Source organism: Aquabacterium sp. TM01 (assembly GCF_057808345.1).
The window spans coordinates 2,015,945-2,039,316 of sequence record NZ_AP046529.1 but is presented as its reverse complement, the minus strand read 5'-3'; the positions used below and the strand labels follow the sequence as shown (position 1 = coordinate 2,039,316).

The 23,372-nt window shown below is 65.7% G+C and carries 13 protein-coding genes and 2 tRNA genes; 3 read left to right on the top strand and 12 right to left on the bottom strand.

What is annotated here, in order from left to right:
* The first annotated feature begins 71 nt into the window (after window positions 1–71).
* On the top strand, window positions 72–626 hold the full coding sequence (locus tag AC3WW4_RS09295; protein ID WP_488828138.1) for a DUF2314 domain-containing protein: 555 nt from the start codon (window positions 72–74) through the stop codon (window positions 624–626).
* On the opposite strand, the gene AC3WW4_RS09290 is transcribed toward AC3WW4_RS09295, so the two are convergent.
* Entirely contained in the window at window positions 602–1,648 is a 1,047-nt protein-coding gene (locus tag AC3WW4_RS09290; RefSeq protein ID WP_488828137.1) for an RNA methyltransferase, read from the bottom strand. The genes AC3WW4_RS09295 and AC3WW4_RS09290 overlap by 25 nt on opposite strands.
* Before the next feature lie 64 nt (window positions 1,649–1,712).
* Window positions 1,713–5,306: an indolepyruvate ferredoxin oxidoreductase family protein gene (locus AC3WW4_RS09285; RefSeq protein ID WP_488828136.1), complete on the bottom strand. Its 3,594-nt coding sequence runs from the start codon at window positions 5,304–5,306 to the stop codon at window positions 1,713–1,715.
* A gap of 284 nt (window positions 5,307–5,590) precedes the next feature.
* Between AC3WW4_RS09285 and AC3WW4_RS09280 the strand changes: the two genes are divergently transcribed.
* Both AC3WW4_RS09280 and AC3WW4_RS09275 read left to right on the top strand, forming a co-directional pair.
* Window positions 5,591–6,880, top strand: a complete 1,290-nt coding sequence (locus tag AC3WW4_RS09280) for an O-acetylhomoserine aminocarboxypropyltransferase/cysteine synthase family protein (protein ID WP_488828135.1) — start codon at window positions 5,591–5,593, stop codon at window positions 6,878–6,880.
* Between the two features lie 150 nt (window positions 6,881–7,030).
* Window positions 7,031–7,936, top strand: a complete 906-nt coding sequence (locus AC3WW4_RS09275; protein ID WP_488828133.1) for a bestrophin family protein — start codon at window positions 7,031–7,033, stop codon at window positions 7,934–7,936.
* A gap of 54 nt (window positions 7,937–7,990) precedes the next feature.
* Here AC3WW4_RS09275 and recD read toward each other — a convergent pair whose 3' ends face one another.
* The 10 genes from recD to uvrC all read right to left on the bottom strand — a co-directional run bounded on the left by recD (window position 7,991) and on the right by uvrC (window position 23,371).
* Entirely contained in the window at window positions 7,991–10,018 is a 2,028-nt protein-coding gene (gene recD, locus AC3WW4_RS09270; protein WP_488828132.1) for an exodeoxyribonuclease V subunit alpha, read from the bottom strand.
* A complete protein-coding gene (gene recB / locus AC3WW4_RS09265; RefSeq protein ID WP_488828131.1) occupies window positions 10,015–13,749 on the bottom strand; it encodes an exodeoxyribonuclease V subunit beta in 3,735 nt (1,244 codons plus the stop codon). Before recB ends, recD begins: the two co-directional genes overlap by 4 nt.
* Entirely contained in the window at window positions 13,746–17,336 is a 3,591-nt protein-coding gene (gene recC / locus AC3WW4_RS09260; RefSeq protein ID WP_488828130.1) for an exodeoxyribonuclease V subunit gamma, read from the bottom strand. Before recC ends, recB begins: the two co-directional genes overlap by 4 nt.
* A 231-nt stretch (window positions 17,337–17,567) precedes the next feature.
* Window positions 17,568–17,643 (bottom strand) — tRNA-His (locus AC3WW4_RS09255).
* Between the two features lie 40 nt (window positions 17,644–17,683).
* Window positions 17,684–19,621 (bottom strand): SurA N-terminal domain-containing protein, encoded by a 1,938-nt coding sequence (locus AC3WW4_RS09250; RefSeq protein ID WP_488828129.1) that lies wholly within the window; start codon window positions 19,619–19,621, stop codon window positions 17,684–17,686.
* Between the two features lie 123 nt (window positions 19,622–19,744).
* Window positions 19,745–19,820 (bottom strand) — tRNA-Val (locus tag AC3WW4_RS09245).
* 27 nt (window positions 19,821–19,847) lie between these two features.
* Complete coding sequence (locus tag AC3WW4_RS09240; protein WP_488829717.1) at window positions 19,848–20,138, bottom strand: HU family DNA-binding protein; 291 nt, start codon at window positions 20,136–20,138, stop codon at window positions 19,848–19,850.
* A 14-nt stretch (window positions 20,139–20,152) separates the two neighbouring features.
* The gene (gene pgsA, locus AC3WW4_RS09235; RefSeq protein WP_488828128.1) at window positions 20,153–20,719 is read right to left on the bottom strand and encodes a CDP-diacylglycerol--glycerol-3-phosphate 3-phosphatidyltransferase; all 567 of its coding nucleotides are present in this window, start codon (window positions 20,717–20,719) and stop codon (window positions 20,153–20,155) included.
* A gap of 38 nt (window positions 20,720–20,757) precedes the next feature.
* A complete protein-coding gene (locus AC3WW4_RS09230) occupies window positions 20,758–21,168 on the bottom strand; it encodes a hypothetical protein (RefSeq protein ID WP_488828127.1) in 411 nt (136 codons plus the stop codon).
* A gap of 106 nt (window positions 21,169–21,274) precedes the next feature.
* Window positions 21,275–23,371: an excinuclease ABC subunit UvrC gene (gene uvrC / locus AC3WW4_RS09225; RefSeq protein ID WP_488828126.1), complete on the bottom strand. Its 2,097-nt coding sequence runs from the start codon at window positions 23,369–23,371 to the stop codon at window positions 21,275–21,277.
* Window position 23,372: the final 1 nt, after the last annotated feature.

Sequence of the window (23,372 nt, the reverse complement as noted above, 5' to 3'; positions counted from 1 at the left end):
TGATCCCTAGCAAGGCCGCGCCGGCACCCTCCTACACTGGCCCGGTTGTTTCACTGCCTGAGTCTGTGTTCATGCGCCATCTTTCCCTGACCTTGCTGGCTTCGGCCCTGTTGTGTACGGCTTCGGCGTCCTGGGCCCAGGACCGCAAGCCGGTGGCCCCGGCCGCGAGTGCCGCGCCTGCATCGGCCGCACCCGCCGAATCTCGCTCGGAGTTGGAGATCGACCCGAACGAGCCACACATTCAGACGGCAATGAAAAAGGGGCGCGCCACAGCGAACGAGGTGCTGAAGGTGGCCGCCACGGGTGACGAGAAACGCTATGAAAACGTGGCCGTGCGCGTGCTGGTCAAAGAGGGCAAGCTGCAAGAGTTCATCTGGCTGCAGCCCATCGAGAAGACCGACAAGGGCTATGTGGGCTATGTGGCCACGGTCCCGGTGACCCTCCAGCGCATGCAGGTCCGCATGAGCTACCCCTTCAAGCCCGAAAACATCGTGGACTGGATGTACACCGACAAGGTCAAGAAGACCATGCACGGCCAGTTCATCACCTGTGCGCAGGTCAAGAAACACGCGCCCCAGGATGCCCCGGTGCTGAAGCGTCGTTACGGCCTGGACTGCTCGCGCTGAATCGGCACCACTTTGCGGCCCGCCGTCCCGGCGTGACGGGCTCGCAACTGGCCACAGCCGCCGTCCACATCCTGCCCCGCTGAGTTGCGCAGCTTGGTCAGGATGCCGCGCTGGTGCAGGCTGCGGGCAATGGCCGCGGCCTTTTCCCACGAAGGGCGACGGAAAGGCAACTCCGGCACGTCGTTGTACGGAATCATGTTCATCAGGGCGTACTTGCCCTTGAGCAGGCGCACGATGCCGTCGAGCTCCTCTTGCGTGTCGTTGATGCCGTCCAGCAAGGTCCACTGGTACTGAATGGGGTAGCCCGTGGCGCGGGCGTAGCGCTCGCCCTCTTCCACCAGCTCTTCTGGTGTGATGCGAGGGGCGCGGGGCAGCAGTTCGGCGCGCACATCGGCCTTGGTGGAGTGCAGTGACAAGGCCAGCGCCGGTTTGACGCGACCTTGTGGCAGGCGCTCGAAAGCCCGGGGATCACCAACGGTGGAGAACACCAGACTCTTGTGCCCGATGTTGCCGACCGTGCCCAGCAGGTCGATGGCCTCCAGCACGTTGTCGAGGTTGTGCGAAGGCTCGCCCATGCCCATGAAGACCACCTTCTTGACCGGCCGCAGCGTACGGGCCAGTGCCACCTGGGCGACGATTTCAGCGCTGCCGATCTGCCGCAACAGGCCCTCCTTGCCTGTCATGCAGAACACGCAGCCAACGGCACAGCCGATCTGGGTCGAAACGCACAGGCCGTCACGCGGCAGGAGCACGCTCTCGGCCATCTGGCCATCGGCCAGCTCCACCAGCAGGCGGGCGGAGCCATCGTCGCCGGGGTGTTGCGAGCGCAAACGGGCCAAGCCTTCCAGTTCGGCCACGAGTTCGGGCAAGGCCTCGCGCACCTCTTGCGGCAGGAAGTCTTGCAACTGGCGGCGCCCGCTGTCTTGCGGCAGAGCCTGAGACCACAGGCGCAGCACGCGCTGCTCGTGGATGGGTTTGGCGCCCAGGTCACGCAGACGCTGGCGGAGGGTGTGGATGCGCATGGCGGGAGACGGAAATCAGGCGCCAGTGTAGGCACTTTTGGCCTGCGCGCGCTGGCGGTACGCCTCAAGGCCTGGGTGGGGCGCCGAATCCTTGTGCCAGCCACTGCTGCCATTGCTGGCGCGCCGCTGCCACATGGGGCTGGCGGATGGGACCGTAGCCCTTGATGGTCTCAGGCAGCTCGGCGATCTGGCAGGCCAGCGGCAGGTTGGCCGGTGTCAGCCGCGGCAGGATCTGCTCAATGGCCTGCAGGTACTCGTCCAGCACCTGCCGGGCCTCACGGTGCTCGGCGCTGTGGCGCAAGGGGTCCAGCCAGGTACCTCTCAGTCGGCGCGCCCAGGCCAGGCCGCGCAGCGCGCCTCGCCAGGCCGGGCCGAAAGCCCGCTTGCGTGGGCGCCCTGCGTCATCCAGGTCCGGATTCAACATGGGCGGGGCCAGGTGGTACACCAGTATCCAGGCGCCTTCAAACTGGTCCGCAATGCGCTTTTGAAAGGACTCGGATGTGAGCAGGCGGGCCACCTCATATTCATCCTTGAAGGCCATGAGCTTGTAGAGGTAGCGCGCCACGGCCAGGCTGAAGCGGTTGGAGCCCAGTGGCTGCTCGGCAGCCCGCACTTGGGTCAACACGTCCAGATAGCGCTGCGCATAGGCCTGGTCCTGGTAGTCCACCAAGCGGGCGTGCCGGTCTTGAATCAGCGTGTCCAGCGTAGAGGCCGACTGGGTGGTGGTGGCCCCGCCGGGCGCCCTGCCCATCCACTGCACGGCTTGCTGTGGCGTGGACCAACGCGACATCCCGGCTGGATCGTGTGCGGCGTGTCGCCCCCAGGCAAAGGCTTGCAGATTGCGCTCGACCTGGGTGGCGTTGAGCGTGATGGCCCGCTCGATGGATGCCCGTTGCAAGGGCACCCAGCCCCTCTGCCACGCAAAGCCCAGCAGCAAGGGATTGGCATAGATGGCATCGCCCAGCAGCCGCTCGGCCAGCACCACGGCGTCGATGCGCCGCAGGTGTTCGGCCCCCACGGCGTCGGTCAGCACCTGGTCGCACTGCGCTGAGGGGAAGGCCCAAGCCGGGTCATGCAGCACGGCAGCGGTGGGGGTGCCGTGGCTGTTGAGCGCCAAGCGGGTCCGGCCGCGCTCCATGACGGACAGGGTGGCCTCGTGTGCGGTCACGATCGGGTCGCAGCCCAGGACGAGGTCGGCCTCGGCCATGCCCACCTTGGTGGTGTGGATGGCGCGCTGGTGTTCGGCAATCTGCACATGGCTCCAGGTGGCGCCGCCTTTCTGGGCCAAGCCGGCCGCTTCCTGGGTGACGACGCCCTTGCCCTCGATGTGCGCCGCCACGCCCAGCAACTGCCCAATGGTGATGACGCCCGTGCCGCCGATGCCGGCCACGACGATGCCGTAGGCCTGGGCGCAACTGGGGAGTGCAGGCTCGGTCAGCGGTGGCAGGCTGGCGAGGTCGGGCACCGCATGCGCGGCCTGCTTGCGCCGCAGCTGCCCGCCCTCGACCGTGACGAGGCTGGGGCAGAAGCCCTTGAGACACGAGAAGTCCTGGTTGCAGCTGCTTTGGTTGATGCGGCGCTTGCGACCCAGCTCGGTATCGACCGGCTCCACGCTCAGGCAATTCGACTGCACGGCGCAGTCGCCGCAACCTTCGCAGACCTCTTCGTGGATCACCACGCGGCGGGCCAAGGCTGGCTCGGTGCCACGCTTGCGGCGCCGGCGTTTTTCGGTGGCACAAGTTTGCTCATAGATCAGCACCGTGCACCCAGGCACCTCGCGCAGCGCTTTCTGCACGGTGTCCAGCCTGTCTCGGTGGTACACCTGCACGCCGGGCGCCAGTTCCGCATCGGCTTGGTACTGGTCCGGGTCATCGCTGACGACCGCAATCTGGCGCACGCCTTCGGCTTCCAGCTCACGCGTCATGGCGGCCACGCTGAGCTTGCCATCGACCGGCTGGCCGCCCGTCATGGCCACCGCGTCGTTGTAAAGGATTTTGTAGGTGATGTTGACCCCGGCCGCGATGGCCTGGCGAATCGCGAGCAGGCCGGAGTGAAAGTAGGTGCCATCTCCCAGGTTGGCAAAAACATGGGGCTCGTCGGTGAACGGTGCCTGGCCCACCCAGCTCACGCCCTCGCCACCCATCTGCGTGAAGGTGCGGGTGTCGCGGTCCATCCACATGGCCATGTAGTGACAGCCGATGCCCGCCAGGGCCCGCGAGCCTTCGGGCACGCGCGTGGAGGTGTTGTGCGGGCAGCCGCTGCAAAACCAGGGGGGGCGATCGACCTGGGTGGGCGTGCGGGCCAGCGCCTGCTCCTTGGCCTCGATGGTGCGCAGGCGCTCGGCCACACGCGTGCGCAAGGTGGGCTCGGCATCGCGCAACAGACCCAATTTGTCGATGCGCTGCGCCACCGCCTTGGCAATGATCGCCGGGTTGAGGTCGGCCTTGGCCCGCAGCAGCCAGCGCGAGGCCGAATGCGGGTGCGACCACTCGCCGCCGCTGACGTCTCCGTCGGGCTCGTTGAACTTGCCCAGCACATTGGGGCGCACGTCTTCACGCCAGTTGTAGAGTTCCTCCTTCAACTGGTACTCGATCATCTGGCGCTTCTCCTCAATGACGAGGATCTCGCGCAGGCCGGTGGCAAATTCGCGGGTGATGCTGGCCTCCAGCGGCCAGACCACGGCCACCTTGTGGACGCGCAGGCCGATGCGGCGGCAGGCTTCGTCGTCCAGCCCCAGGTCGTGCAGGGCCTGGCGCAGGTCGTTGTAGGCCTTGCCGCTGGCGATCAAGCCCAGCTGCGCATGGTGGCTGTCGAGCACCGTGTGGTTGAGGCGATTGGCCCGTATGTAGGCCAGTGCGGCGTACCACTTGTGGTCCATCAGCCGCGCTTCCTGCTCCAGTGGCGAGTCCGGCCAGCGGATGTGCAGGCCACCGGGCGGCATGTCAAAGTCTTCCGGCAGGTGGATCTGCACCCGATCGGGGTCGATCGACACGGTGCTGGACGACTCCACCACCTCCTGGATGGTCTTGAGCCCGGCCCACACGCCCGAAAAGCGGCTCATGGCCAGCCCGTGCAGCCCCAAGTCCAGGATCTCCTGCACATTGCTGGGAAAGAACACCGGCAAGCCGCAGGCCTTGAAGATGTGGTCGCTCTGGTGGGCGACGGACGAGCTTTTCGCCACATGGTCGTCCCCCGCCACGGCCAGCACCCCGCCGTGGCGCGCCGTGCCCGCCATGTTGGCGTGCTTGAAGGCGTCGGCGCTGCGGTCCACCCCCGGCCCTTTGCCGTACCAGATGCCGAACACGCCGTCGTAGCGGCGCGGGCCCGGGGTCAGGTCGAGTTGCTGGCTGCCCCACACGGCGGTGGCGGCCAGCTCCTCGTTGACGCCGGGCTGAAAGACGATGTGATGGCGCTCCAGGTGCGACCGGGCCGCCCACAGGGCCTGGTCATACGCGCCCAGGGGGGAGCCGCGGTAGCCGCTGATGAAGCCCGCCGTGCGCAGGCCGTCGAGCGCGTCGCGCGTGTGTTGCAGCATGGGCAGACGCACGAGCGCCTGGATGCCGCTCATGTAGACACGGCCCCGCTCCTGGGTGTACTTGTCGTCCAGCGACAGGTCAGCGAGCACCTGCAGCGACGAACGGGGCAAGGGCGCATTCATCACGACCTCCTGCGGAGAGCGATGGGGTCAAGCGGCGCACACTGCGCGCCCACCTGACGGGGTGACGTGACTGCCTTTTGGGTCAGTTTAGGACGGGCCGCATCGCCTGACCCGAGTGGTTTTACCGAGACAATGCGCCGCGAGGTCGGCCCTTTATGCGTTTTCCGATGAAGGGAAGGCATGCTGATTCCTTGCCGCGCATCGATTCCGCGTCTATCGTGTCACCTCGTCCTGAACGCACCTCGGCGTGAAGGGCCGCCATACGATCAATTCTGGAGATGTGAATGAGCAACCCCGAGTGGAAGTTTGAAACCCTGTCCGTGCATGCCGGCTACTCGCCCGACCCGACCACCAAGTCCGTGGCCGTGCCCATCTACCAGACGGTGGCTTACGCCTTTGACAGCGCCCAGCACGGCGCCGACCTGTTCGACCTGAAGGTGCCGGGCAACATCTACACCCGCATCATGAACCCGACGCAAAGCGTGTTGGAAGCGCGCGTCGCGGCCCTGGAAGGCGGTATTGGCGCCTTGGCCGTGGCCTCGGGTCAGTCGGCCATCACCTACGCCATCCAGACGATTGCCGAAGCTGGCGACAACATCGTGTCGTCCACCGCGCTGTACGGCGGCACCTACAACCTGTTCGCCCACACCCTGCCTCAGTTCGGCATCACCACCCGTTTTGCCGACCACAAGAACCCTGACAGCTTCGAGAGCCTGATCGACGAGCGCACCAAGGCCATCTTTGTCGAGTCCCTGGGCAACCCGGCCGGCAACGTCACCGACATCGCCCGCATCGCCGAGGTGGCGCACCGTCATGGCGTGCCCCTGATCGTGGACAACACGGTGCCCTCGCCCTACCTGTGCCGCCCCATCGAGCACGGGGCCGACATCGTGGTGCAGTCGCTGACCAAGTACCTGGGCGGCCACGGCACCAGCCTGGGCGGCGCCATCATTGACTCGGGCAAGTTCCCCTGGGCCGAACACAAGGCTCGCTTCAAGCGCCTGAACGAGCCGGACCCGTCGTACCACGGCGTGGTCTACACCGAGGCTCTGGGTGCTGCCGCCTACATTGGCCGTGCGCGCGTTGTACCCTTGCGCAACACTGGCGCGGCCATCTCGCCTTTCAACGCTTTCCTGATCATCCAGGGCATCGAGACCCTGGGCCTGCGCATGGACCGCATCAGCAGCAACGCGCTGAAGGTGGCCGAGTTCCTGAAGGCACACCCTGCGGTGACGTGGGTGAACTATGCCGGTCTGCCGGACCACCCGGACCATGCCCTGGTGCAAAAGTACCTCTCGGGCCAGGCCTCGGGTTTGCTGACCTTCGGCGTGCCCGGCGGCCGCGAAGGCGGCGCGCGCTTCCTCGACAAGCTCCAGCTCTTCACCCGCCTGGTCAACATCGGGGACGTGCGCTCTCTGGCCACCCACCCGGCTTCGACCACGCACCGTCAACTGTCGCCCGAAGAGCTGGCGAAGACCGGCGTGACCGAGGAAACCGTGCGCCTGTGCGTGGGCATCGAGCACATCGACGACCTGCTGGCCGATCTGTCCCAAGCCCTGGCGGCGGCAGGCTGACGCGACGCCGTCTCACACGCAACCTGGCCTTCGGGCCAGGTTTTTTTTCGTGGCGATGAGGCAAACTGGGGCAATAGACACCCCGTGGTCGCGCACCGAGTGACACAATATCGCCCTTGAGAAAATAGGCCCGATGGCCAGAGGTCTCGTGTGATTGTTCGCCCCCGTCCCAATTGGCTGCGCATGCTGTTCGTCTGGCGCGGGTCGATCCTGAAGAAGATCCTGCCTCAATTGGGTTTCACCACCGCGCTCTCGATTTCGGTGGTCATCTTCCACGGTGAACTGCTCGACTGGAAGGTCACCCTCACGGCCGTGCCCTTCTCTCTGGTCGGGGTGGCACTGGCCATTTTCCTGGGTTTCCGCAACAGTGCCAGCTACGACCGGTATTGGGAGGCCCGCAAGCTCTGGGGCAAGCTGCTGACCGACAGCCGCAATGCCGCCCGCCAATGCGTCAGCTTCATGCCAGGTGAGCCTCGCCCGTTTGTGCTGGGCATTGCCGCCTTTGTGCATGCCGCACGTCATCAAATGCGCGGCACCGACCCCACGGCCGACATGACCCGCCTGCTGCCGCCGGAGGTGGTGAAACAGCTCGAAGGGCGCCGCACGCCCGCCCTGCAGGTGATGATGTGGCTGTCTGCACAGGTGAAGCAGGCGCATGCCGACGGCCAACTGTCGCCCATCCTCGTTGCCCAGATCGACCATTCGCTGTCCGGCCTCAACGATGCCTTTGGCGGCTGCGAGCGCATTGCCTACACGCCTCTGCCCTTCACCTACTCGGTGATCTTGCACCGCACCGTCTACCTGTACTGCCTGATGCTGCCCTTCGGTCTGCTGGACTCGATCGGGTTCATGACGCCTTTGATGGTGGCCTTTGTGGCCTACACCTTCTTTGCCATTGAGGCGCTGAGCGACGAAATCGAAGAGCCCTTTGGCACCATGCCCAACGACCTTGCGCTGGATGCCATGTCGATGAACATCGAAGCCCATGTGCTGGAGATGCTGGGCGACCGTGACCTGCCGGCCCCCATGGAGCCCCAGGACTACCTGCTGACCTGAGTGGGGCCAGCGGCGCCGTGGCGGCCGCTGGACGATGCGCTCAGCCCTCGGTCGTCAGCCCTCGGCCAACAACCCCAGCAAACCGCTGGCCCGCTGCGTGGGGTGCTGGATGGCACTGGCCAGCGCCCCTGCATCCGGCGCCACCAGGGTGAAGGCCTCTCGGGCGCGGGTGATGCCGGTGTAGACCAGTTCACGCTGCAGCATGCCCAGCCCATACGGCGGCAGCACCAAGGCGGTGTGCCGGAACTCGGAGCCCTGGCTCTTGTGCACGGTCATGGCAAAGGCCGTTTCCACATGGGCCAGCCGGCTGACGCCCACCGAGCGAATCTGGGGCCCATCCATGAAGTAGGCGCGCAGCGGTGCCCCCCGGGTGAGCGGACGCAGCGCAATGCCGATGTCGCCATTGAAGACGCCCAGGGTCGGGTCGTTGCGGGTGACCATGACAGGTCGCCCCTCAAACCATTCGCCCGCGGGTTTGAGCCAGCCCGCACTGGCCAAGGCTTGCTGCACCGCGCGGCTCAGCCCTGCCACACCCCATTCGCCCTCGCGCACCGCGCACAGCAGGCGAAAGCGGTCGAACGCGGTGAGTACCTTGCGCACCCATTGCGCATGCGCCGCCTCGTCGCCCGCCTCAGGCCGCACGACCATCACCTGCAGGTACTCGGCATAGCCTCCTTCCGCCTGTGGACGCCCGTGCAGCGCCAATTGCACGGCCACTTCGGGGCCCGTGGCGGCCAAATTTCGCACGGCGCCCGACTTGTCCTGTGACAGGATAGCGTGGCTGCCCCGCACATCGCCCTGGTTGACCGTCAGCGCCAGTTTGCCGATGGGGCCCCCGAAACGACGACTCTCCCGCAACATCACGGTTTGCTGTGCAAGCAAGGGCGCAGCGCCGCTGTGGTCCTGGTAGATCAGGTCCAGATCCTGCCCCGCGACGTCGCGGGCGTAACGCAGTGTCTCGGGATCGTAGCCACCCTGCTCGGCGTCGCGACACAGGTCGCCCAGCACCGCCCCCGCTTCCACCGATGCGAGCTGGTCCTTGTCGCCCAGGAAGATCACGCGCGCGGTGGGCGGCAAGGCGTCCAGCAAGGCGGCCATCATCTCCAGGTGGATCATGGAAGCCTCGTCCACGATCAGCACGTCCACATCCAGCGGGTGGCTGGCGTTGTGGCGGAACTGGCGCGTGTCGGGCCGGGCACCCAGCAGTGCGTGCAAGGTGCGAGCGGCACCCACCCGCTGGGTGAGTGCGTTGAGGTCGATCCGATCGCCCAGGGCGTCTTGCAGTTGGGCCAGCGAGGCGTCAATCGATTGTTTGAGGCGGGCAGCGGCCTTGCCCGTGGGCGCGGCCAAGGCCACGCGCAAACGCTGGGCGTCGGCATCGACCGCGAACAGCAAGGCCAGCAGGCGCGCGGCCGTGTAAGTCTTGCCGGTGCCGGGCCCACCGGTGATCACCGACAGGCGCGCCCGCAAGGCCACAGCGCAGGCGAGTTTTTGCCAATCGGTGACTGGGACGTCACCCTGGGTGACGGTTTTGGCGTCTGTACGTGCTTGCGCTGGAAACAACTGATCCAGCCAGGTGCGCGTCACCTCCTCGTCCAGGGTCACCCGCTCAGACACCCGCTGGCGCAGCTGTCGCGCCACGCGGCACTCGTAGTCCCAGTAGCGGCGCAGGTAGAGCACCGGAGCGGCCTCACTGCCGCCCAGCACGAGCGGCTGGCCCTCGTCGGCATTCGGGTGGGCCTCCTGATCGGCAGGTCGGCGCGCATCACGCACCACGCGGCTGCTACGCAAAGCATCCAGCCAGCCGCTCAGGGTTGCGGGCAAGGTGGCCCACAGCGTGTGCAAGGCCGCCTGGGCTTCGGGCGGGCCTGCCAGCAAAGCCACAGGCGGAGCGACCACATGGGCCAGCGGCAGGCAGGTGTGCCCTCGCCCTTCCATTTGGGACAAGACGGCTGCGGCCACGAGCACCGCCGGCTGGGCTTCAGGGTCACGCTCTGCCAGAAACGCGGACAGCGCGGCGTCCAGCCGACGCAGCCATCCCGCTTCGGCCCATTGGTCCAGAGTTTGGCAAATCGCGCTCATGCGGTGTGCTCCTCATCGGCCAGCAGTGTGTCCAGCGCGTCCAGCAAGGGCCACACGGGCGGCATCACATAAGCGCCGCGCTCGGGGCCATCAATGCCCCGCAAGAAGAGGTACACCGCGCCCCCGAGGTGCTCGGTGGGCTCGTACGCATCCCCCAGGCGCACCCGCAACAGTCGGTGCAAGGCCAGCAGGTAGATGACGGACTGCACGTCGTAGCGATGCTCGGCCATCGCACCTTCCAGCTGGTCGTGGGTGTAGGCTGCGCCCTGGTCTCCCAGGTAGTTGGACTTGTAGTCCAGCACCCAATAGCGGCCCTCGTGCTCGAACACCAGGTCGGCAAAGCCCATCAACATGCCGTGCAGTTCGCGCTCTGGCAAAGCCGGTCGCTCCCGCCCACCCAGCAGATGCATGCGGCACAAGGCGTCAATGGTCCGTGCCTGCAAGCGGCCCGCCGGCAACCAGAACTCCATTTCGGGCAGACGGTGCTGCAGCGCTTGCAGGCTGGCGCCCACGCCCGGCACAGGCAGGCTCACCACGGCTTGCAGCCACTGCGCCACGTCTTCGGCCTGCTCCAGACGCCCGGCACGCTCGCACTGACGGCGCAGACGCTCGGCCACCTCGGGGCGGGTCACGGCAAAGCCCTCGGCGGCCAGCCACTCCAGCTGGTCGTGCAAGAAGTTGCCGGCCACGGCGCCTTTGGTGAAGCGATGCCAGGCCGGCACCTCGGTCGCGGCCTCCTGAGTCGCTTCATCTGCCCCTGGGGTCACCGCAGCGGTCAGCGCTCCACGGGGCGACGCGTTGCTGACGTCCCCGCCCTCCTCCGCCTCAGCGATCGGCCATTCATCATCGGCAGGCCGCAACGCAGCGACGGGCGCCGCCGACGTCACCACACTGCCCAAGGAACGCACCAGCGCCGAGAAGCTGCCGATGGTCCAGCGGCGGTCAAACCGCGCGGTGTAGACCGACGGGGCCTGCAAAGGCACCACCGCTTCGTCGCGGCTCAAAGGGGTGCGCTCAATGTGGGTCGGCAAGGGGTGCAGGGCGATGTTGGCATCCCGCGCCGCCAAGGCCTCCAGGCGGGCCATCAAGCCTTCTGGCTCGGTCGGGCTCGGCCCTGCCAGCAGATAGCCTGAGGCACTGAGGTGGTTCGTGCATTTCTGGCTGCGTCCATCGCACACCGCGGGCAAGCCTACCCACAAGGCATGGCGAGCGCGTGTCAGGGCCACATACAGCAGGCGCAGGTCCTCGCGCAGACGATCCCGGTCAGCGGCTTCCTTCACCTCGGAGTCGGACAGGTCCAACACCAGACGGCGCTGCCCAGTCTCATCAAGCAGGTGCACAAAGGCCGTGCGCGAGGGGTCCACCTTGCGATGGGCCGCCGCAAAGGGCAGGCACACCACCGGGTACTCCAGGCCCTTGCTCTTGTGCACCGTCACCACCTTGACCAGGTCGGCATCGCTCTCCAGGCGCACGATTTGCTCTTCGCTGCCACTGCGGCCCTCGTCGATCTGTATACCCAGCCAGCGCACCAGCGCCTGCTCGCCGTCCAGCTGTGTGCTGACATTCTGCAGCAACTCGGCCAGGTGCAGGTAGTTGGTCAGACGCCGCTCGCCGCCGGCCTCCGCCAGCCAGCGCGCCGGCAAGTCCAACCGGTGCAAGGTCTGGCGCAACATGGTCAGCACCCCCTGGCTCTGCCAGATCCCATGCAGCTCGCGCAGGGTTTCGCTGCGCGCGTCAAAGGCTTCATCGTGGCTGGCCAGATAGGCCAGCTCGTCCAGGCTCAGGTCCACCATGCGGGTGGCCAAGGCCGCACGCGCCAGACGCACATCCAGCGGCGAGGCCACTGCACGCAGCCAGTGCAGCAGGTCGCGCGACTCTTCGCTGAGGAACACCGAGTCCTTGTCCGACAGGTACACCGAGGCCACCTTGCGGTGACGCAGTTCCCGACGGATGGCCTCGGCCTCCTTGCCATCGCGCACCAGCACCGCCACATCTGCGGGCCGCAGGCGCTGGAACGGTTTGCCCTCTTGCGCAAAGCCCACGGCCGGGTCATTCAGCCAGGTCACGATCTGCTCGGCGCAGCAGGCCGCATAGGGTCGCAGCACCTGCTTGGCCGGGCGCACCCCATCCAAGGCGTGGATCACCTGGATGGCAGGCAGCACGCCGTGCCCATCCACCAGCACCTCGTCGCGCCCCTTGGCCTGCACGGGCACAAAGGGCAGCACGCTCTCGGTTTGCCCCGGCTCACCAAAAAGGAAGGCCCCCGGCCCGTCGCGCTCTTCGGCCTGCTGGAACCACACATTCACCGCGCCCACCAGCGCCTGGGTCGAGCGGTAATTGGTGTCCAGCACATAGTGCCGCCCCTCGGTGGCACGACGTGCGGCCATGTAGCTGTGAATGTCAGCACCCCGAAAGCCATAGATCGACTGCTTCGGGTCCCCGATCAGCAGCAGCGCGCTGTGCCGGTCGTGCTCGGCTGTGCGGTAGATCTGATCGAAGATACGGTATTGCAGCGGCGAGGTGTCTTGAAACTCGTCGAGCATGGCCACCGGAGACTGGGCCAGCACCCGCTGCCGCAAGGTTTCGCCATGGGGACCAGACAAGGCCGCATCCAGCCGGTGCAGCATGTCGGCAAAGCCGAACGTACCCGCCTGCCGCTTCAGATGCGCCAGGCGCTGCCCCACCCGCACGGCCCCGTGCAGGCGGATGGGCGTGCGCACATCGGGCACATGCCGCAGGTCGGCCAGAAGTTGCGCAAAGACCTCAAAGTCATCGGGCAGTTCGATGCCAGGGGCCGAGGCCTTACGCGCCTCCAACAAGCCCTCTGGGCTCAGGCGATGGCGTGCTGCATCGGTCAGCTCCGGGAGGTCGGCTTCCGGGTCATCGGCCCACGCCGCCAGATTGGCCAGCCACTTCTGGTAGTTGGCCGGCTTGAGCGATGCGCGGTTCCAGTCACACACTGCAGGTGCAGTCTGCCCATCCAACCAGTCCCGCATGGCCTGGGCGCGTTGCGCCCATCCAGCCTTGAGCGCCTCCAGTCGCTGGCGACGCTGCTGCAGGCTGTCGCGCAAACACTCCGCCAAGCTGCCCTGCCCCGCGCCTTCGGGCAATTCCTGCTCATGCAGACGCTCCACATCGCGCTTCAAGGCCTGCACATCCGCCCACACGCCCAGCACCACGGCCAGCTCATCGCTGCTCAGGCTGTAGCAATGCTGGCGCCAGTAGTCCTGCGCTGCCTCGGTCAGCAGCGCCTCGGCGTCGGGCTCCAGGGTTTCGTCAAACAGACAGCCGCTGTCGAAAGCATGCTCGCGCAGCATCCGCTGGCACCAGGCGTCGATCGTGTGCACCGAGGCCTCATCCATCCCCTCAGCCGCCATCGACAAGCGCCACGCAGCCTGACTGCGCGCGGTCTCATCGGGATACGCCGCCAGCAAGTCCCTCAACATCGGGTCGACCTCGTTCGCGGGCACTTCGCCACGGAAACAACGCGCTGCTTCGACCAGGCGCGCGCGGATGCGGTCGGACAGCTCGCGGGTGGCGGCGCGGGTGAAGGTCATCACCAGAATGTCGGCGGGCAGGAGCGGACGCGGGAAGCCCTCCTCGCCCCCATGTCCCAAGACCAGGCGCAGGTACAAGGCCGCAATCGTCCAGGTCTTGCCGGTGCCCGCGCTGGCCTCGATCAGCCGGCTGCCCCACAGCGGAAAACTCAAAGCATTCAAAGGCTGGCTCATGCGTGCTCCCCAAGGCGTGGCTCAGCCGTGCCCGATCCCGTGTCGGCCATCGGCGTTTCGTGCAGGCTGACCGTGACATGGGTCGTGGCCCAGGCAAGCACCCGCCCCCACACCTCCTGCGCCAAGGCTTCGAAGCGCCCGTCATCGGACAGCACCTCAAAATCCGGATACAGGCGCGACCAGCACGGGTCCTCGTTCTCTGCACTGCGCATGTAGCCGCCCTCGTAAACCGTCTCAGGGTCCTCCGACTCTGTCACTTTGGCCAAGGCAGTGCGCATCGGCAACGGAATCGGCGCATCCAGGCCGGCGCGCCACACGGTCAACAAGGCACGCAGGTCGTCTTGCGCAGCGGCAGGGTCCATGGCCTGGCACAGCAGCGTCGCATCGCTGCCCACCAGCACGCCTTGCACCGTCACGCCGCCACAGGCAGCCACCAGGCTGCGCACCCAGGCCAGCCGCAACTTGTCATGGCGCGGCTGCGGCGCCTCCTTCTTGTTGGCCTTGCCCTTGGCCAGCTTGCCCGCCGACAGCTCCAACCAGGTCGGCACGGCATCCACGTCATCGGTCAGGCGCAGGTGGTCCAGCCAGTCCTGCAACATCATGCCCGCTTGTTCGATCCGCACCGGCTGACGCATCGCAGGGTGCGGGTGGCGGGCCACCTCACACTGCCACGCTGCCAGCATCGGCAGCAAGGTGCTCTCCAGCTCCTGCTCGGTCCACTCACCCAGCGCGCCCATCGGCAAGCGCCCCGAGCGCCGCAGGCGCTCCAGGCGCGCACGCACCTGGTCGCGCAAGGCTGCCAGCTGCGTCGGCTCATCCGCCACCGCCTTCTGTGACGCCAGCCACACATCCAGGTCGACCAGCACCTCGTCCATCAAGGTCGACACCAGCTGATGCTCTTCCAGCGCGTCCAGCCCAAAAGACTCTTCGTCCTCCGGCTCGGCATCCATGTCGTGGAACACCACATTCAGGCGCTGGCGAAAAAACACCTGCACCGGATTGCGCAGGAACTGCGCCAACTGGGCCATCGTCACCGGCACGTTCGGATCTGGCTCGAACGGCGGCAATGGTGGGATGGACGCAGGTAGATCTGGCGACGCGTCAGCCGAGCCACCATCGCCGGCCGCATCACCATCCAGATCGCCCGCCACATCGCTGTGTGCCGCAAGCCATTCCCGCGCATGGGTGAACAAGGTTGCGCCCTGCTCGAAGTACCGGCGGCTGAACGGCTGCAAAGGGTGCTCCGTCGTGCGAGGCCCCAGCACGTCGCCCGCCCATCCTGCCGCCAGATAGTCACGCAACTGTGACACCAGCACCGACGGCGGCTGCTCGGTGTTGTCGCGCACGCTGCGTCCCGTCCAGCTCACATACAACTGGCGCCGCGCCGACAGCACCGCTTCCAGCATCAACTGCCGGTCATCGTCCCGGCGCGAGCGATCACCAGCCCGGTTGGTGCCGGGCTGCAGCATCAGGTCAAAGTCGATGCGCGTGGCCCGGCGCGGATAGTCGCCATCGTTCATGCCCAGCAAGCACACCACCTCGAACGGAATGGCCCGCATCGGCATCAAGGTGCAGAAGGTGACGCCACCGGCCTTGAAACGCTTGTTCACGGTCGGCTCATTGAGCGCCGACAGCCAGGCCTCGCGCGCTACGTGCAGGTCCACCGGCGCGTCGAATTCCGCCTGGGCGCAGGCATCCAGCCAGGCGCGCAGGGCGTCGTCCAGGGCCGACACAATCAGACGGTCGTTGTCATCTTGCGCTGTTGCCATGTCAGCCAAGAGGGCACGACCGCGCTCGGCCCAGGTGCTCGGCGTAGCCGGCTCGCTCAGCACCTCGCGCCAGTGCGACAGGCGCGCCAGCAAACTGGCCAGCGCCCCGGCCAGCTCGGCCTCCAGGCCCCCCACTTCCGGGTAAGCCTCGATGCCATCGAACACCCCCTCCCCAGCGGCGTAGCCCAGCAGCATGCGCCGCAAGCCAAACCATCCGGTGTTCTGCTCACCGCACGCGGACAGGCCCAACTGCCCGCGATGCACCTCGTCCAGCCCCCAGCGAATCCCCGCCCCGGCCATCCACTGCGTCAGCCTGGGCAAGGCATCGGCACTGATACCGAAACGCGCAGCCACCGCCGGCACATCCAGCAGATCGCGCAGCTCACTGAAGCGGCAGCGCTGCTGCGGCAGGCGCAACAGCCACTCCAACGCCGCCACCAAGGGGCTGCTGGATCGCGCGCTGAGGTCGGCAATGTCAAACGGGATGTAGCGGGCATCGTGACGCCCGTACTGCCCGAACACGGCCCGGATGGCGGGCGCCACCTGGTCGATGTCCGGCACCATCACCACCACGTCACGCGGCTGCACCGGCGACACCGACGGCGCCGTGCCCGCAAACAGTTGCAGCAACTGGTCGTGCAGCACCTCCACCTCGCGCATCATGCTGTGCGCGGCATGGAAGACGATCGAGCGGTCGTCCGCACGCACCGCCCGCTTCGGGTGCTCCGCCATCGGTGTCAGATCACGAATGCGCTGCTGCACCTGCGTGAGCAGCGGCGCCTCATCGGATTCGTCCTCGTCAAACAGGTCCACCCGCGGGATGGCAAAGCGCGCCTGCGCCTGCTGCACGTCATCGAACTCGTCGAGCTGTCGCACAAAGTCGCGGCTTTGCCGCCCCCACGCGGCCAGCAAGGGGTGCGCATGTGCATGCATCTGGTCCAGCGACAAAGCCGACAGGTCCACATCTCCGCGGAAGGCATGGCGCCGCCGCGCAATGCCGCGCAACAGCTCGCGCCCGTCCATGATGTCTGCCCAGTGAAAACGGCAGGGGTTGGGAATGGCCATCAGCACCTGGCTGTGGGCACTCAAGGCCGCCAGCACCTGCAGCGTCGGCAAGGGCACACTGGTCATGCCAAACACCACCACCCGGCGCGCCACGGGGCTGACCGGGGCCGCACCCTGCTCCAGCGCCGACAGCACCCGCTGGTGCACGCGCGGCCGAATGCTCTCCAGATCGGACGGGGCCAGGGTGGCCAGCAAGGCGCGCCACAGCTTGGGCTGCCAGCCCTGCTCGGCCGGCACCGGCTGCGTGGGCCGACCTGGCGTCGGCAGCACATCCTGCCCCTCGGCCCAGGCCTCCAGCCAATCAGCCCGGTAGACCTGGTACTGGTCAAACAGGTCGGCCAGGCGGCTGGCCAGTTGATACAAGCGATCCGGCTCGTCACCTTGCAGGAAGCCGGCCACGGCCTCAAACCCGGGCGTGTACATCCACTGCGGCAGCAAATGCATCAAACGCCAGGTCAAGGGCGCCTTGTCGGTGGCGCACTGGCTGGGCACCTGGTCGCGCCCCAGCACCTGCCGGTAGGTGCGCCACATGAAACGCGCCGGCAACTCCACCCGCATGGCCGCGCACACCCCACCATCGCGGGCCAGGGTCATCTTCAGCCACTCGGCCATGCCCGCGCTCTGCACGAGGATGACCTCTTCCTCGAGGGGCGCCAGTGGGCGTTGGCGCAGCCACGTCAACACGGCCTCGGCCAAAGCCTCGGAGCGGTTACCGTGCAGGGCCAACAGACCCGTTTGGATGTGAGTGCGCATGAGTGGGGTACAGGATGAATTCACGCTCATCTTCCCCGATTCCAGGCTCATGGCGTGAGCCCGGATGGAACAAGCGCGATGGGCTTGTCATTGTCTCTGATGCACCACACAGGTGCCGCCGCGATGGCCCGCCAGACACCAGTTGGGTCACACATTGGCGGCCACAGCGTTTCCTAACCCACAAAGCAAAACGCCGACAAGTACCAGACTTGTCGGCGTTTACTTATGCGGTGGGGTGGCTAATGGGACTCGAACCCACGACAACCAGAATCACAATCTGGGACTCTACCAACTGAGCTATAGCCACCGCAGAACAGAATTAAAGTATAGCGCGTTTTCGCACCTTCTTACAAGGCCGACGCAGATTTTTGCGCCGCTGTGGCTTTCTCAACCACCTTCTTGCCTTCGTTCAGGTACTCGACCTTGTACTCACGCTTGAGCGCACGGTAGTAGGCATCGGCCTCGGCACGCGCCCAGTAGCCACCGAACTGCGTCTGCATTTCCTTCAGTTCTTCGGGCTTGACCTCTAGAGGTACCACCTTGTTGACCTTGAGCAGCGCCACGCCCTCGTCACCCAGGCTCACCACCGTCCAGGCCGGCAATTGCTTCTCAGGCACGCGCAAGGCCGCATCCAGCACCGCAGCAGGCTGGGCAAACACCGTGCGACGCGACATCTGCACCGCAGCCGGCAGCACCGCCTTCTCGGGGGCCTGCTTCCACAGCGCCATCTTCTGCTCGGCATCCGCCCGTGCAGCCTTCAAGGCCTGCGCGGTCATCCAACGCTCACGCACCTGCGCCTGGGCTTGCTCGAACGGCATCAGGGCGGCCGGGCGGTATTTCACCATGCGCGCCGAAACCAGCTTGTTCGTACCCACCTCCACCGCTTCGGTGTTGTGGCCTTTGGCCCGGTTGGTCGGATCAAACAGCGTCTCCAGCAGGCGACGATTCGACAAAGCGCCTTGCTCCTTGGTACCCGACTGACGCAGCACGCCATTCACCGTCTGGATGGGCAGCTTCAGCTCATCGGCCACCGGCTGCAGGCTGTCCGACTGTTCGTACACCATGTTGGTGAACTTCTCAGCGGCCTCGGCATACTGACGCTGCGCCAGTTGCTTGCGCGCATCGTCTTCGATCTCGGCACGAACGGCCTCAAAAGGCTTGGTCTCGCCACCGCGCACAGCGGTCAACTGAATGATGTGGAAGCCAAACTCGCTCTCCACCACGCCGCTGAGCTGTCCGGGCTTCAGGGCATAGGCTGCATCTTCAAAAGGCTTGACCATGTCGCCACGGCCAAAGAAATCCAGGTCGCCGCCGTTGGCACCTGAACCCGGATCGTCAGAGTTCTTGCGGGCCAGTTCGGCAAATTGAGCGGGGCTCTTTTGCAGTTGGGCCAGCAGCTGCTCGGCCTTGGCACGTGCCGCTTTCTTTTGATCAGCCGAAGCACTGGCCTCGGCCTTGATCAGGATGTGGCTGGCACGGCGCTCTTCCGGCGTCGAGTAGCGCTGGATGTTTTCCTTGTAGGCGCGACGCAGATCGTCTTCCGACACCGACACGCGCGCCTTCAGGGTGTCCAGATCCAGCACCACATACTGCACATCGGCCTGCTCAGGCGTGGTAAGCCATGCGGCGTTGGCGGGGTCCTTATAGAAGGCCTGCAGCTGTTCAGCGGTCGGGTTCAGCTGGGCCACATAGGCCTTGGGCTCAAACTTCAGCCATTGCACGTCGCGCACTTGGAACAAAGCGTCGACCGCAGAGCGCGTCGACAGTTGTGCGCCGTGGCTGGACATCTGCACGCCCCCCAGCACCTGGGCCACCGTCAGCTCCTGACGCAGCATGGTTTCCAGTTGCAGCGGCGTCATGCCACGGGCTTCGAGCAAAGCCTTGTTGACCGAGCCATCCGGGTTGCGCAATGCAGCAAACTGCGGATCGTTCGCGAAGATGCGCATGATGCGCCCAGCCGGCACCGTCAGATGCTGGTCATTGGCGGCCATCAGCAGCACGTACTCGCGAATCAGCGCGTCCAGCGACTGCTGCTTCACCTCAGGCCGGTCAAACAGGCTGATGTCCAGATCGGGGCGCTGGGAACGCTGACGCTCCACAAAATTGCGGTGCGCGTTGTCCCACTCTTGTTGAGAGACCTTCTGCTTGCCCACCTTCGCCACGGTGCCGGCGTTGTCGGTGAACTGCGAATACCCTTCCATGCCCACCAGAACAAAGGAAGGCAGGATCAACAGAACCAGAATCAGCTGGAGGATGCGGGTGTTTCTGCGAACGAAATCAAACATGGCTGTTGGCCAGTTGGAGGCTGGCCTGCTGTAGCTTGGGAATCGGTGTCACGCTGATTAAAAACGTGGCCCAGATAACACAAAGGCGAACCGTGGTTCGCCTTGCAGAAGTGCCCATCGGGATGGTGGGTGCTGAGGGGCTCGAACCCCCGACCTACGCCTTGTAAGGGCGCCGCTCTACCAACTGAGCTAAGCACCCGATCGCACTCAAGCCGGCTATCTTACATTAATTGAGCGCGTCCTTCAGGGCCTTGCCGGGGCGGAACTTGGGCACCTTTGCTTTTTTGATCTTGATCTCCGCGCCGGTGCGCGGATTGCGCCCGGTGCGGGCTGCGCGGGTGCTCACGGCGAAGGTGCCGAAACCCAGCAGCGACACGGTGTCACCTTTTTTGAGGGAAGTCTGGATGCCACCGATCACCGCCTCCAGCGCACGACCTGCGGCCGCCTTGGAGATGTCTGCCTGTTGGGCAATGTGCTCAATCAACTCGGACTTGTTCACGACAACTTCCCTTCGCAGTACAACAAAAAAACTCAGCGTGACTTGGCTCGGATGTCCGGCAAAGACTTCTGCAGGTAGTAAATCATCGACCAGATCGTCAACGCACAGGCGATGTAGATCAACCAGGTGCCCACCACGTGGCTGTGAAACAGCCCGAAAACGTCAGCGTTCAGCAACAGCAGCACGATGGCCGACATTTGCGTGGCTGTTTTCAGCTTACCCAACATGTGCACGGCCACGCTGCCCGAGGCGCCGATTTTGGCCATCCACTCTCGTAAAGCAGAAATGGCGATTTCGCGACCAATGATGATGAAGGCCACCAGGGCACTCACCCGGCCCAGATCCAACAGGATCAAAATCGACGCGCACACCAGGAACTTGTCGGCCACCGGATCCAGAAACGCGCCAAAAGCCGAAGTCTGGTTCAAACGACGCGCCAACCAGCCATCCAGCCAGTCGGTAGCGGCCACCACGACGAACAAAGCCGCAGCGGTCAAGTTGATCTGTGCCTGCGACCAAGGCAGATAGAAGACGGCCACGATGAGCGGAATCGCAACGATCCGCGCCCATGTGAGCATGGTGGGCAAGGTAAGAAACATGGAAGCATTGTGCCGTGAACCACGGCCGTCAGCGGCGCTCAACGGCGATCCAACGTCATCGGCTTGAACTGACGTTGGTCGTTGAACAGGAAGGTCTCATTGAACTTCCACGGCTTGGGCAGCTTGGAGACATTGCCGAAGGGCGCCGCACGGCGCACAGCCTGGATGGCCAGCTGCACGGTGTCACGAGCTTGACTGGGGTAACGCATGACATCGATGTCGCGCACGGAGCCGTCGGCATTCAACTCGATGGTCAACACCGGAATGGCCAGCAGCACCGGCGGCGAGGCATGGGTGTAGCTCTGATCGGGACTGGCAGCCACCATCCGGCGAGCCGCCTGCTCGCGCGCATGGGCCCAGTTTCGCGGCGTGGCCGGCGCGGCCAGTTTCACCACACGCGGCGAGCCCGAGGTGCCGGGTTCGGCCTTGGCGGGGGCGCCCTCTGGCATCTTCGCTGGGGGGGCTGCCCCTTTGTCTGAGGGCAGCAGGCTGCACCCGGCCATCACGGCAGACACCGCCAGCGCAGCCCACAGGCGAGCTCGCCCGCCAGATGCATCAGCGCAAGGCTTTGTAAATCTCTTCTGCCAGCTCATGCGATATCCCCTCCACGCTTGCCAGTTCTTCCACACTCGCTGAGGCAACGCCTTTGACGCCGCCAAACCGCTGCAGCAGTTTCGCACGGCGTTTCGGCCCAACGCCCGCAATGTCTTCGAGGCGACTGCCGCCCGTGCGCACGCTCGCGCGCCGCGCACGCATGCCGGTGATGGCAAAACGGTGGGCCTCGTCCCGAATCTGGGCCACCAGCATCAGGGCGGCCGAGCTGGGTGACAGGGCCAACTTGGGGCGCCCGTCGGCAAACACCAACTCTTCCAGGCCCACCTTGCGCCCCTCCCCCTTCTCCACCCCCACGATGATGGACAAAGGCAAACCGAGGGTCTGAAACACGTCGCGGGCCATCGCCACCTGCCCCTTGCCACCGTCGATCAGCACCAGGTCGGGCACCCGGGCGGCCTTGGTGCCGGCGGCGCTGTAACGGCGCTCCAGAGTCTGCTTCATCGCGGCATAGTCATCACCCGGGGTGATGCCGGTGATGTTGTAGCGCCGGTACTGCGAGGGCTGCATCTTGTGCCCCTCGTACACCACGCAAGAGGCCTGTGTGGACTCGCCCGCCGTGTGACTGATGTCGAAACATTCGATGCGCAAGCCCGCCAGTGGGTCGTGGGCCGCGGCCGCCGGGGTCGATGGTGCCGCCGCATCGCCCTCTTCCGGCGTTTCGGCCGTCTCGTCCAGGCCGGCCTCTCGGGCATCCAGGTCCAGATCGAGGCTGAGTGCCTCCACCAGCGCCCGCGTGCGTGCCTGTTGTGAGCCTTCCTCGCTGAGCAGGCGCGCCAGGGACAAGTCGGCCCCCTTGATGGCCATTTCCAGCCAGGCCCGACGCTGTTCACGCGGCTGGTGCACCACCGTGATCTTGCGGCCGCCCTGCTCTCCCAGCGCTTCGATCAGCGCCGGGTTCACGGGGTGACTCAAGATCAACAGGGGCGGCACGGCGCCGCCCAGGTAGTGCTGCGTCAGAAACGCCTCCAGCACCCGGACTTCGGTGGCGTGGACCAGGGCCTCCACATCGCGCACATCTGGAGCGTCGTTGGCAGGCGTAGGCGGCTCGCTCTGCGCCTCAATGCTGGCCGACTCCTCCGCCTCGTCCGGCGCCAACACATGGTCTTGCACATGCACCGGGAAATGCGCTCGATCGCCCAAGTGGCGCCCACCCCGCACCATGGCCAGGTTCACGCAGGCGCGCCCGCCGCTCACCTTCACGGCCAGCACGTCCACGTCCTTGTCCATCACCGTGTCCACCGACTGCTGGTGCAACACGGTCGACAGCGCAGAGATCTGGTTGCGAAACTCCGCCGCCTTCTCGTATTCCATGCGCTCGGCATGCGCCATCATCCGGTGCTGCAAATCGGCCATCACCGCCTCAGGCTCGCCCAGCAAAAAGCGCTCGGCCTGGGCCACGCTGTTGCGGTAGTCCTCGTCGCTCACCAGCCCCACGCAGGGGCCGCTGCAGCGCTTGATCTGGTAGAGCAAACACGGTCGCGTGCGGTGGTTGTAGACCGAGTCCTCGCAGGTGCGGATCTGGAACACTTTCTGCAGCAACTGGATGGTTTCCTTCACCGCCCAGGCATTCGGAAAGGGGCCGAAGTAGCGGTGCTTGCGGTCCACCGCCCCACGGTAGTAGCTCATGCGCGGGAACGCATGCGACGCAATCTTCAAATACGGATAGCTCTTGTCATCCCGAAACAGGATGTTGAAGCGCGGGTTGAGCGTCTTGATGAGGTTGTTTTCCAGCAGCAGCGCCTCGGCTTCGCTGCGCACCACGGTCGTCTCCATCCGCACGATCTTCGAGACCATGTGCCCGATGCGCGAACCGCCGTGGTTCTTGTGGAAGTAGCTCGACACCCGGCGCTTGAGGTCGCGCGCCTTGCCCACGTACAGCACATCTCCCTTGGCATCGAAATAGCGGTACACCCCCGGCAAGGCCGGCAAGGTGCTTACCTCCTGCAGCAAACGCGCCCAGATGCGCTCACGCTCCAGGTCTGGGCCCGGCGCCGCGCCCTCGCTGGATGAATCCTGTACATCAATCGGCTCACTCATG